Genomic DNA, 11732 nt, shown 5'->3' with positions numbered 1-11732 from the left:
AACGTGGCCCGGCCGGACGATACCGCCGGGGTCGGGCACGCCCCCGCCGCTGCGCCGCGATATGGAATGAAAGACATGACATACAGGACCGACAGGAAAGGGACGCCCTTCGTGTCGATGAAAGCCGCCCTGGTGCCGGTCCTGGCCGTGGCGCTCGCCGGCTGCCAGCCCGAGGGCTCCTCGGACAGCTCCGGCACCCCGGCACCGACGCCCGTCGACGGCTCGGTCCTGAGCCGCGCCTTCGTCGAAAGCTTCGAACCTTACGAGGATGACGCGCGGTTCCTGGTCCAGCGCGACAGCCGCTATACCCTTCAGGACCGCACCTGGTATTTCGACGGCAACGGTAACCAGACCCGCGATGCCTCGGAACAGTCCTATTCGACCTATCCGCTGCAAAGCTCCGGCGTGCACTTTGCCCATGCCGCCGGGCTGACCGGCGCGGGCCAGATCATCGCGGTCACCGACAGCGGCTTCCTCGCGGACCACGAGGCCTTCGCGGGCAAGACGATCCACACCTCGGGCACCTTCCCCGAACGCGATCACGGCACGCTGGTCGCCTCGGTCGCGGCCGGGAATTCGTCCACGATGATCGGCATGGCGCCGGGCGCGGACCTTGCCTTCGGGAGCTACGACACCTTCACCAGCCGGGCCGCCGCCGCGCGACAGGCCGAACAGCTGGGCGCGGTCGCGCTGAACAATTCCTGGGGCTTTACCGACGCCCCGGCGACGCGCGCCACCTTCGACCGGATCTTTTCCAGCTCGGCGAGCCGCGACTACCTCTCCGCACTGCGAAGCTACGCCGAGACGGGCGTGGTGATCTTCGCGGCCAGCAACGGGGGGGCGGATGCGCAATCGAGCCTGATGCCCGCCCTCCCCTCGCTCGAGCCCGGGTTGGAAGCGGGCTGGCTCGCCGTGATCAACGCCGAGGCCGAGATGTCGGGCGACGACGTGATCGGGGGCCGGCGCATCTCGGCCGCCTGCCTCGAGTCCGCGCGCTGGTGCCTTGCCGCCGAGGGCAGCTGGAAAGGCGCGAGCGCGGCGGCCACCGACGCCTATTCCTTCAGCACCGGCGCCTCCTTCGCCGCGCCGATGGTCGCCGGCGCGATGGCGATCCTGGGCGAAGCGTTCCCGGACCTTTCCCCCCACGATCTGAGGATCCGCCTGCTCGCCTCGGCCGACAACGAGTTCACGGGCTTCAACGCCACCGGCGAGGTCGAGCTCGCCGAGGGTTTCGTGCACGCGATCAGCGACGAATGGGGGCACGGCTTCCTCGACGTGAAAGCCGCGCTGCTGCCCATCGGCACGACCACCGCCACGCTGGGCGACGGGACGACCTACGACGTCGCCGAACCGCTCGCGGTCGAAGGCCAGGCGACGGGGGATGCGGTGACGCGGGCGCTGTCCAATGTCTCGCTCGTCGTGGATGACGCGCTCTCCGCGCGCTTCTCGGTGTCCGCCGACGAACTCGTCGCGCGGCCCGGGCAGCGCCCGCTGGCCGACGAACTGGAGCGCGACTGGAGAAGCGGCGGGGCGGCCGGGTGTTGCGGCCTCACCTCCTTCTATCCCGACACGCGGCTTCTTGGCGGCACGACGGACGACTTGTCCGTGAACGTCATGATGCCCTTCGAGCCGGGTGAAAACGACAGCTTCGGCGTGACCGTGGGCCAGCGTTTCGACAGCGACATCGGCGACCTCGCGGTCAACCTGAGCGTCGGGCGCGACGGCGGCGCGCTTCTGCCGCGCTGGTTCACCGGAGGCGGCAGCGCTATCGTGGCCGGATCGCTGGACTGGTCGGCGCCGATCTCGGGCAAGAGCGCGCTCGCGCTCGGGGCCGGCTTCGGCAGTACGCTGGGCCAGGGCGGCGGGATCGGCGGCAGCGCGAGCTTCACCTCGGCCAAGGCCGAGTTCGTCACCCGCGACCTCTTCGAAGGCGGCGACCGGCTGGCCTTCTCCTTCGGCCTTCCGGTGGCGGTGGCCGGGGGGCGCACGACGCTCGAACTTCCCGTCCAGACCCGCAGCGGCACGGTCGAGCACCGCGCGGTCGGCATCGACCTGGCCCCGGACAGCCGCGAGGTGCGGCTGGGCATTTCCTATGACTTCCCCGTCACCGCGCGCTCCGACGTGGTGCTGTCGGCCGCCCACGCGGAGAATTTCGGCAACGTCACCGGGGAGCGCAGCACCGGCCTCTTCGTGGGGCTGCGCACCCGGTTCTGAGCCTCAGATCCGCATGCGCGGCACGTCGTCCGGGTCGAGGTGCAGATCGATCAGGATCGGGCGGTCGCGCTTCTCGATGGCCTCGAGCGCCGCGTCGAGTTCTTCCTCCGAGCGCACGTCGATCCCCTGCCCGCCCAGCGCGTTGGCCACGTCGGCGAAGGAGGGCCAGTCGAACTCGGTGAGGCTCGGGTCCATCTTGCGGTCCCGGAACTGGATGTGCTCGGCGCCGTAGGCCTCGTCGTTGGCGACGATCACGATCAGGTCGAGCCCGAGGCGCACGGCCGTGTTGAACTCGTTGATGCCGCCCATCATGAAGCCGCCGTCGCCGGTGAACATGACCACGGGACGCCGGGGCGCCGCGAGACCTGCGCCGACCGCTTCCTGCAGCCCCAGCCCGATGGAGCCGAAGTTGGCCGTCACCACGAAATGGCGCGGGTCGGTGGCCGAGATGCGGCACCAGACTTCGGTCATGAAACGCCCGCCGTCCGTGACGAGCACACGGTCGCGCGGCAGCCGTTCCTCGAACTTCTCGAGCGCCCCGATGTAGTTCACGGTGCCCGGCTTGGCGCTGCCCCGCCCCACCGGGTGGGCGGTCAGGGTCGCGCTGTCGAGATCGCGGGTGAAGCCCGTCGACGGCACCTCGGCCTCGTCGAGCCAGTAGAGGATGTTCTGGGCCGTGAGCGCACTGTCGGCGACGAGGGCGGCGTCGGGGTGGACCGACGTGCCGATCGCCTCGGGGTTGGTGTCGATCTGCACGACCCGCTTGTCCTTGAGAAGCGCGCCGCGATCCGTGGTGAACTCGTGCAGGCTCGTCCCGAAGCAGACCAGGCAATCCGCCGTCGCGATCGCGTCGTAGGCGGCGGGCGTGCTGAGCGTGCCGAAGATGTCCATGTTGTAGGGATGGTCGTTGAACAGCCCCTTCGCCTTGAGCGTGGTCGCGAGCGGCGCCTCCATCCGGTCGGCGAGCTTGATGATGTCGTCACGCGCGCCCACGGCCCCGCCACCGGCAAGGATCACGGGGCGGCGCGCCGAGGCGATCATGCCGAGCGCATCGTCGAAGACCTCGCCTTCCGGCACGTGGCCGGGCGTGTTGAAGACCGGGTAGACGATCTTTTCGTGGCGCACTTCCTGCCACATGAAATCGGCGGGCATGTTCAGCACGATGGGCCGCCGCTCGACCTGCGCCCGGTAAAAGGCGCGCGCCACGTCCTGGGCGGCGGTATCGGGCGTGCGGACCTGTTCGAACCCGGCGCCGGTCGCCTTCACGACCTCGCGCTGGTCGATGCTTTGCAGGTGGCGCGGGTTCACGACCGGCGTGTCGCCCGCGAGCAGGACCATGGGCACGTGGCCGCGCGCCCCCTCGGTCAGGGCGGTGACGCAGTTCGTCAGCGCCGGCCCGTGGGTGACGGACGCCACGCCGACCCCGTCGGCCACGTGGGCATGGGCCAGCGCCATGAGCACCGCGCTGCCTTCGTGCACGGACGGCACGAAGGTGCCGCCGCAGCCGCGCACGAAATGGTCCAGCACGAACATGTTGGCGTCCCCCATGAGCCCGAAGATCGTGTCGATCCCCTGGTCGGACACCGCCTGCGCGATGGATTTGAATACGGTATGCGTCGTGTCGGACATGGGGCCCCCTTCGGTCATCTGCGCGCGCACCCTATCACCGGTTTCGGGCGAAAACCGTGCAACTTTGCCTGCACCGGCAGTAGATTTCGCGCGCGTTTCATCATATCTGATCCCTGCATGCACATTTCGTGCATGAAAGAGCCAGAGCACGAAGGGCGCCCCCATGTCACTCGACCAGTTTGACCTGCGCATCCTCACCGCGCTTCAGCGCGACGGGACGCTGACCAACGGCGCGCTCTCGGAGATCGTGAACCTGTCGCCCTCGCAATGCTCGCGCCGGCGCAGCGCGCTGGAGGCCGCGGGCTACATCGAAAGCTACCATGCCCGTCTCGACGCCGGGAAGCTTGGCTTCAACATCCGCGCCTTCGTGCGGGTGTCGCTTCATGCTCACGGCAAGGAGGATCACACTGACTTTTCCCGTTGGCTCGCCGACCAGCCCGAAGTGCAGTCCGCCTTCTCGGTCTCGGGCAGCGCCGACTACCTGCTCGACGTGCGGGTCAGGGACCTCGACCGGTTCGCGGATTTCGTCCACGAGAAGCTCCTGATCCTGCCGCAGGTGGCGCAGGTGCAGTCGGACTTCGTGCTGAAGACCATGAAGGCCGACAGCGACCTCGACATCGCGGGGGTTTAACGCACCACGTAGACCGACGAGCTGGTGTGGCGCACGACGCGCGCCGCGGTCGGGCCGAGAAGGTAGTCCTTCAGGTCCGGCGCATGCGCGCCCAGCACGATCAGATCGGCGCCGTCCTTTTCGGCGACATGCAGGATCTCCTGGTAAGCCTTGCCGACCGCCACGAGGTGACGGAGCTTCCCGTTGACCTCGTCCCCCAGCGCCTTGACCGCCAGGTCGTTGAGCATGGTCTTCACGTCCTCGACCACCTTGTTGGTGTGATCCTGATCGAAAAAGCCCCCGACCACGGACATGCCGTAATCCGGCACGACCGAGATCACGTCGAGTTGCGCGCCCTCGGCGCTCGCCAGCTTCCAGGCACGCTGGAGGACATCCGCCTCGGTTTCCGGACGGTTCACGTCGATTGCACAAAGCACGGTCTGGATGCGGCTCATGCCAGCGCTCCTTCTCGGGGACGGGCCGCGGTGGCGCGGCGGGATTGCAGGAAGGCGATCAGGGCCATGAGCGCGAGCGCCGGGATGAACATCAGTTCCTTGGGCATCTGGTCGGCCGGGGCGCGCACCGCCGTGATCTCGACCGGGTTCTCGCCGTAGAAGTCGAAGGACGAGAGCTTGTCGGAAAGCTCGGTGCCGAACATCGGCTCGTCCATGATCATCCGGTCGCCCTCGGGCATGAGCAGGATGCCCCATTCGTCAAGCCGCGCCTGCGCGCCCTCGACGTCTGGCACGGTGAGCACGACGGTGAGGTCCTTCATCTCGAGCGTGTCGAAGTCCGGACCCGATATCACCACGCGCAGGTCGCGGCCCGGCGCGGCATCGCCCACGGCCTGCTCGAAGGCGGCCGGTTCGATGTCGTGGTAGGGCGGCTGCACCATGTCCATGAAAAAGCCGGGCCGGAAGAGCGCGAAGGCGATGAGAAGCATCGCCACGGTCTCCCAGATCCGGTTCTTCGTCAGGAACCAGCCCATCGTCGCCGCGGTGAAGATCAGGATGCCGACCGTCGCGACCACGAAGACGACGACCCCCTGCACCCATGTCACGTCGATCAGGAGCAGGTCGGTGTTGAAGATGAACACGAAGGGCAGCGCCACGGTGCGCAAGGAATAGAAGAACGCCGTGAAGCCGGTGCGGATCGCGTCCCCGCCCGACACGGCCGCGGCCGCGAAACTCGCAAGCCCCACCGGTGGCGTCACGTCCGCCATGATGCCGAAGTAGAAGACGAAGAGGTGCACTGCGATCAGCGGCACGACGAGGCCGGACTGGGCCCCCAACTCGACCACGACCGCCACCATGAGCGACGAGACGACGATGTAGTTCGCCGTGGTGGGCAGGCCCATCCCGAGGATCAGCGACAGGATCGCCACGAAGATCAGCATCAGGATCAGGTTGCCGCCCGACAGGAACTCGACGAAGTCCGCCATGACCTGCCCGATACCAGTCAGCGACACGGTGCCCACGATGATGCCCGCCGTGGCGGTCGCGAGGCCGATCCCGATCATGTTGCGGGCCCCGGCGATCAGGCCCGAGACGAGGTCGAGCACCCCGTCGCGAAGCTTGGAGACCGCGTTGTCCTCGCCCCGGAACATCGCCTTGAGCGACCGCTGGGTGAGCAGGATGGCGAACATCAGGAACGTGGCCCAGAAGGCCGACAGGCCCGGCGACTTGCGCTCGATCATCAGGAAATAGACCAGGACGATGATCGGCAGCAGGTAGTAGAGGCCGGACTTGTAGATGCTGGGGATGTGCGGCAGCTCAACCTGCTCGGAGTTCGGATCATCGGGCTCGAGATCCGGGACCGTGGAGGCCAGGTAGATCAGGCCCAGGTAGACCAGCCCCAGGAGCGCGGCGAGGATCCAGCCCGAGCCGGTGGGCACGAGATCCACGATCAGCCGGACCGGGAACTGGGTCGCGTAGCACAGGATCGCGAAGCCCGCGAAGAAGGCGAACATCCCGCCGATGGTGCGGCCCGTCGAGACGACCTTGTCGCCCAGCGTCGGCATGTTGTTCTTCACCGCTTCGAGGTGAACGATGTAGATCAGCGCGATGTAGGAAATCACCGCCGGCAGGAAGGCGTGGGTGATGACCTCGACATAGGAAATGCCGACGTATTCGACCATCAGGAAGGCGGCCGCGCCCATGACCGGGGGCATGATCTGGCCGTTGACGGACGAGGCGACCTCGACGGAACCGGCCTTTTCCGAAGAGAAGCCGACCCGCTTCATGAGCGGGATGGTGAAGGTGCCGGTGGTCACGACGTTGGCGATGGAGGAGCCCGAGATCAGGCCGGTCGCGGCGGAGCCCACGACGGCGGCCTTGGCCGGCCCCCCGCGCAGGTGGCCCAACGCCCCGAAGGCCATCTTGATGAAGTAGTTCCCGGCGCCTGCCTTGTCGAGGAGCGCGCCGAAGAGCACGAAGAGGAAGACGAACTTGGTCGAGACGCCCAGCGCGATGCCGAACACCCCTTCCGAGGTGATCCACATGTGCGACATGGCCTTGCGCAGGCTCGCCCCCGCCCACTGGATCGAGTCCGGCACCAGTTCGCCGGAACCGAAGAAGACATAGGCCAGGAAGACGAGCGCGAGGATCACCATCACGGGGCCCAGCGTGCGGTAGGCGGCGATGAAGAGCAGCGCCAGGCCCGCGAGGGCGGCGATCGCGTCGGTTTCATCGGCCAGCCCGCCGGCCTGGACGATCTTGTCGTAGAAGAAATAGCCGTAGAGCGCGAGCGCGGCGCCCCCGATGGCGAGGATCCAGTCGTACCACGGCACCTTGTGGCGCGGGGCGGAGCGGAAGAGCGGATAGGCCATCGCCGACAGGAAGATCGCGAAGGCGAGGTGGATCTGGCGGGCGTTGTTGATCGCGTCCGACGGCAGGATGTAGGGCGCCCAAGGCGATGCGAGCAGCACCTGGAAGATCGACCAGACAAGCGCCAGCGCCGCTATGAAGAGGCCCACCTTGCCGGGAACGGCGCGCGCGCCGCTGTCGGAGGCGGCGACCAGCTCCTGCAGCTCGTCTTCATTGAGGGCGCGTTTCTCGTTGTCGGACATGGTCCCTCCCTGCCGGCCGCGGGGCCTCTGCGCTTGGCGGTGTCTGTGTTGGGTGCGGGAGGGCGGCGCACCGCCCTCCCGGATCTGTCAGGGGGAGGTTAGTCCATCCAACCCTTTTCCTGATAATACTTTTTCGCGCCTTCATGCAGCGGCGCCGAAAGACCGGCCGAGATCATCTCTTCCGGCTTCAGGTTGGAGAACGCCGGGTGCAGGCCCTTGAAGTCCTCGAAGTTCTCGAAGACCGACGACACCACCACGTAGACGGCTTCGTCCGACACGTCCGACGACGTCACGAAGGTCGCGCCGACACCGAAGGTCGTCGTGTCCTCGTCGTTGCCGCGATACATGCCGGCCGGGATGGTGGCGGTCCGGTAGAACGAGTTCTCCTCGATCAGGTTGTCCACCGCTTCGCCGGTCACGTCCACGAGCACGGAGTCACAGGCGGTCGTGGCTTCCTGGATGGAGCCGGACGGGTGGCCGACGGTGTAGACCATCGCGTCGATCTGGTTGTCGCAGAGCGCGGCCGACTGTTCGGCGGCCTTGAGCTCGGTTGCGAGCGCGAAGTCGTCGGTGGTCCAGCCCATCGCGTCCATCAGGACTTCCATCGTGCCGCGCTGGCCGGAGCCGGGGTTGCCGATGTTGACGCGCTTGCCCTTGAGGTCCTCGAAGGTCTCGATGCCGCTGTCGGCACGGGCCACGACGGTGAAGGGTTCCGGGTGGACCGAGAACACCGCGCGCAGTTCTTCGAACGGCCCGGCTTCCTCGAAGCGCGAGGTGCCGTTGTAAGCATGGTACTGCCAGTCAGACTGGGCCACGCCGAACTCGAGCTCGCCTTCGCGGATCGTGTTGATGTTGTAGACCGAGCCGCCCGTCGATTCGACCGAGCAGCGGATGCCGTGGTCGCGGCGTCCCTTGTTCACGAGACGGCAGATCGCGCCCCCGGTCGGGTAGTAGACGCCGGTCACGCCGCCGGTGCCGATGGTGATGAACTCTTCCTGCGCCATCGCCGGCGGCGCCATGAGCGCCATCGCGGTCGCCGCGGCGAAGCCGAGTTTGAAGTGGTGTGTCATGTCCTATCTCCTGTTGGTTAGGTTCTTCGGGTTTGGTCGAGTGTTCAGAGGGGACGCACCTCACCAAGGGTGAGGTTCGCCGCCTCCACGTCCGCAATCCTTCGGGTTGCGGTGGGTCCTGCGCGTTTCGCGACCGTGGCCATGAGTGTTTCCACCAGGAACATGGTCGCCACGTAGGACGAAAAGAAATTCGGGCTGTCGGTCGGAACGATGACCCGGGCCGAGGCATGGCGCAAGGCCGGGCAGGTGTGGGTGTCGGTCACGACGAGAACGAAGACGTCGCGCTCGCAGGCGAATTCCGCCGCGCGCACCGATGTCGCCGCGAAGGGTGGCTTGGTGAAGACGATCAGCGCGTCCTTCTCCCCGAGGTCGGCAAGCGACGCCCCGACCGAGGTGCCCATGCGCCCGGCCTGCGTCCAGCCCGCGCCGAGGAAATTGCCCATGTAGGCGGTGTATTCCGCTATCCCGGTCGAACCGAGGCTGCCCAGCACCACGACGCGGCGCGCCTTGTGAAGGCGGTCGGCGATCTCTTCGACCCGCGCATTGTCGAGATCCGCGGCCAGCGCGTCGATGTTCTCGATGCAGGCCGCGCGGTTGCGCGCGACGAGGTCGGAGGCGTCCGTGTCCCCCTGCAGCGCCGTGGCGCGCGCCGCGAAACTCGACTCGCGCCGGGCAAGCCGCTGGCGCAGTCCATCCCGCAGTTCCTGGAAATTCTCGTATCCCAATGCCTTGGACATCCGGGTGAAGGTCGCGGGCGGCAGGCCGGAGTGATCGGCCACGGCCCGGAGCGAACGCGTCGCGGTATCGAGAGGATGTGCTGCGACGTAATCCGCGGCCTGCCGCAGGCGGGCCGACAGCGAATCGTAGTTCGAGGCCAAGCGTTCCTCAAAGCTGTCGAGCACGGAGACCTCCCCTGTCCTGTCGCGCGGCATCATATCAAACAAAAATGACCGTTTCATTTGTTTCATTTATTGTCAACGCTTGACCCATCTGTTTCATCATGAACCTGTCGCGCCGGCCGAATCGGCGCCTGAGAGGTCGAAGATGACTCACGTGTTCCACAGAAGCGCCCGTGCCACACCGCCCGTCGCGGTGCGCGGCGAAGGGGCCTATATCATTGACAAGGCTGGCAAATATTACCTCGACGGCTCCGGTGGCGCGGCCGTGTCCTGCCTGGGCCATTCCGATGCCGACGTGATCGACGCGATCTCGCGTCAGGCCGGAGACCTCGCTTTCGCCCACACCGGCTTCTTCACGTCGGAGCCCGCCGAACGGCTTGCCGACCGGCTGATCGAACATGCGCCCGAGGGCCTCGACAAAGTCTATTTCGTCTCCGGCGGTTCCGAGGCCGTCGAGGCCGCCCTCAAGATGGCGCGGCAGTACTTCGTCGAAACCGGCGCGCCGGAACGCCACCGGTTCATCGCCCGGCGGCAAAGCTACCACGGCAATACGCTTGGCGCGCTGGGGACCGGCGGCAACGCCTGGCGGCGCGCACCGTTCCAGCCGCTGATGGTCGAAACCAGCCACATCGCGCCGTGCTATGCCTACCGCGGTCAGGAAGACGGCGAAGACCTCGTGGACTATGGCCGGCGCATGGCCGATGAACTCGAGGCCGAGCTTCAGCGCGTCGGGCCCGAGACCGTGATCGGTTTCATCGCCGAACCCGTGGTCGGGGCGACGATGGGCGCGGTGCCCGCGGTGCCGGGCTATTTCAAGCGCATCCGCGAGATCTGCGACCGTTACGGCATCCTCCTGATCCTCGACGAGGTGATGTGCGGCATGGGCCGGACCGGCACGCTCTTCGCCTGCGAACAGGACGGGGTCGTCCCCGACATCGTGACCATCGCCAAGGGATTGGGCGCAGGCTACCAGCCGATCGGCGCGACGCTGTGCACGGCAGAGATTCATGACGCTTTCGCGGCGGGCTCGGGCTTCTTCCAGCACGGGCACACCTACATCGGCCACCCCATCGCCACGGCCGCCGCGGACGTCGTGGTGACGAAGCTCACCGATGGCGGGTTGGCCCACCGCTCGGCCGACATGGGCGAGCGGCTGGGGGCAGCACTGTCCGAGGCCTTCGGCCAACACCCCAGCGTGGGGGACATCCGCGGGCGCGGCATGTTCCGCGGGCTCGAGATCGTGGCGGATCGCGACACGAAAGACCCCTTCGACCCGTCCGAAGGCATCCACCGCAGGATCAAGGCCGCCGCCTTCGAGGCGGGGCTGATCTGCTACCCGATGGGCGGCACCATCGACGGCAGCCGCGGCGACCACGTGCTCCTGGCCCCGCCCTTCATCCTCACCGAGGATCAGCTGGGCGAACTGGTCGACAAGCTCGACGCCGCGCTCGGGGCCGTGCTGTGAGCCCCCTGCCCGACCTGATGGTCGCCCCGAACGGCGCGACCAGGATCAAGGCCGACCACCCGGCGCTGCCGATCACGCTGGACGAGATCACCGAGACCGCGCGCGCCTGCGCGGAGGCCGGGGCCGACGGGCTGCACCTCCACCTGCGCGACGAAGGAGGGCGGCACCTGCTGGACGCCGGCGCCTACCGGGAGGCGCTCGCACATCTCGGCCGCGTGCTTCCCGCCCTGCCCGTCCAGATCACGACGGAATCCGCCGGGCTCTACGCCCCCGACCACCAGAAGCGCGTCGCGTTGGAGAGCGGGGCCACGATGGTCTCGGCCGCCTGGCGCGAGATCACGCGCGAGGACGGGGCGCGGCGCTTCTACGAAGAGGCGCATGACCGGGGCATCGCGATCCAGCACATCCTCTATTCCGTGGAGGATGCCGAGGGGCTGGCGGCCACCCTGCCCGACGCGCGCCTCGGGGATTCCGGGTTGCAGCTCATCTTCGTGCTGGGCCGCTACACCTCCGGGCAGACCTCCACGCCCGACATGCTCGATCCGTTCCTCGACTGGATGCGGGAGCGCGCGATCACGCCCGACTGGGCGGTCTGCGCCTTCGGCCAGGGCGAAACGGCATGCCTGAGCGGCGCGCGCGCGGCAGGCGGCAAGCGGCGGGTCGGGTTCGAGAACTCCCTCGTCCACGCGGACGGACGCACCGCCGCCGACAATGCCGAAAGGGTCAGGGCCGTGGTCGCGGACGCCGCGACCGCAAGCGAGACCTGATCAGCGCGGAC

General features: G+C 67.6%; 9 protein-coding genes. 4 read left to right on the top strand and 5 right to left on the bottom strand.

What is annotated here, in order from left to right; all coding sequences use genetic code 11:
* Positions 1–75: 75 nt before the first annotated feature.
* Positions 76–2214, top strand: coding sequence for a S8 family peptidase (locus tag GQE99_RS00980; RefSeq protein ID WP_161349719.1), 2139 nt, complete (start codon positions 76–78; stop codon positions 2212–2214).
* A gap of 3 nt (positions 2215–2217) precedes the next feature.
* Here GQE99_RS00980 and GQE99_RS00975 read toward each other — a convergent pair whose 3' ends face one another.
* Positions 2218–3843 carry a thiamine pyrophosphate-binding protein gene (locus GQE99_RS00975; RefSeq protein WP_161349718.1) on the bottom strand — a complete coding sequence of 542 codons (1626 nt, stop codon included), beginning with the start codon at positions 3841–3843 and terminating at the stop codon, positions 2218–2220.
* Between the two features lie 163 nt (positions 3844–4006).
* On the opposite strand from GQE99_RS00975, the gene GQE99_RS00970 reads away from it, so the two are divergent.
* On the top strand, positions 4007–4474 hold the full coding sequence (locus tag GQE99_RS00970; protein WP_161349717.1) for an Lrp/AsnC family transcriptional regulator: 468 nt from the start codon (positions 4007–4009) through the stop codon (positions 4472–4474).
* On the opposite strand, the gene GQE99_RS00965 is transcribed toward GQE99_RS00970, so the two are convergent.
* The 4 genes from GQE99_RS00965 to GQE99_RS00950 form a co-directional block, all read right to left on the bottom strand.
* Positions 4471–4908 (bottom strand): universal stress protein, encoded by a 438-nt coding sequence (locus GQE99_RS00965; RefSeq protein WP_161349716.1) that lies wholly within the window; start codon positions 4906–4908, stop codon positions 4471–4473. The genes GQE99_RS00970 and GQE99_RS00965 overlap by 4 nt on opposite strands.
* The gene (locus GQE99_RS00960) at positions 4905–7520 is read right to left on the bottom strand and encodes a TRAP transporter permease (RefSeq protein ID WP_161349715.1); all 2616 of its coding nucleotides are present in this window, start codon (positions 7518–7520) and stop codon (positions 4905–4907) included. Before GQE99_RS00960 ends, GQE99_RS00965 begins: the two co-directional genes overlap by 4 nt.
* Positions 7521–7618: 98 nt before the next feature.
* Positions 7619–8590: a TAXI family TRAP transporter solute-binding subunit gene (locus GQE99_RS00955; RefSeq protein WP_161349714.1), complete on the bottom strand. Its 972-nt coding sequence runs from the start codon at positions 8588–8590 to the stop codon at positions 7619–7621.
* 44 nt (positions 8591–8634) lie between these two features.
* Positions 8635–9492, bottom strand: coding sequence for a MurR/RpiR family transcriptional regulator (locus tag GQE99_RS00950; RefSeq protein ID WP_328794012.1), 858 nt, complete (start codon positions 9490–9492; stop codon positions 8635–8637).
* Positions 9493–9634: 142 nt separating this feature from the next.
* On the opposite strand from GQE99_RS00950, the gene GQE99_RS00945 reads away from it, so the two are divergent.
* A complete protein-coding gene (locus tag GQE99_RS00945; RefSeq protein WP_161349713.1) occupies positions 9635–10954 on the top strand; it encodes an aspartate aminotransferase family protein in 1320 nt (439 codons plus the stop codon).
* A complete protein-coding gene (locus GQE99_RS00940) occupies positions 10951–11721 on the top strand; it encodes a 3-keto-5-aminohexanoate cleavage protein (protein ID WP_161349712.1) in 771 nt (256 codons plus the stop codon). Before GQE99_RS00945 ends, GQE99_RS00940 begins: the two co-directional genes overlap by 4 nt.
* The last annotated feature ends 11 nt before the right edge of the window (positions 11722–11732 follow it).

The sequence above is a fragment of the Maritimibacter harenae genome, assembly GCF_009882975.1.
GTDB classification, from domain to species: Bacteria; Pseudomonadota; Alphaproteobacteria; order Rhodobacterales; family Rhodobacteraceae; genus Maritimibacter; species Maritimibacter harenae.
The sequence above is the reverse complement of the archived record's forward strand: the minus strand, read 5'-3'. Positions and strand labels throughout refer to the sequence as shown.

Bases quoted from the DNA above. Each gene is read 5' to 3' on its own strand.
- GQE99_RS00980 (WP_161349719.1), top strand. From the start codon at position 76: ATGACATACAGGACCGACAGGAAAGGGACGCCCTTCGTGTCGATGAAA.
- GQE99_RS00965 (WP_161349716.1), bottom strand. From the start codon at position 4,908: ATGAGCCGCATCCAGACCGTGCTTTGTGCAATCGACGTGAACCGTCCG.
- GQE99_RS00955 (WP_161349714.1), bottom strand. From the start codon at position 8,590: ATGACACACCACTTCAAACTCGGCTTCGCCGCGGCGACCGCGATGGCG.
- GQE99_RS00975 (WP_161349718.1), bottom strand. From the start codon at position 3,843: ATGTCCGACACGACGCATACCGTATTCAAATCCATCGCGCAGGCGGTG.
- GQE99_RS00945 (WP_161349713.1), top strand. From the start codon at position 9,635: ATGACTCACGTGTTCCACAGAAGCGCCCGTGCCACACCGCCCGTCGCG.
- GQE99_RS00970 (WP_161349717.1), top strand. From the start codon at position 4,007: ATGTCACTCGACCAGTTTGACCTGCGCATCCTCACCGCGCTTCAGCGC.
- GQE99_RS00960 (WP_161349715.1), bottom strand. From the start codon at position 7,520: ATGTCCGACAACGAGAAACGCGCCCTCAATGAAGACGAGCTGCAGGAG.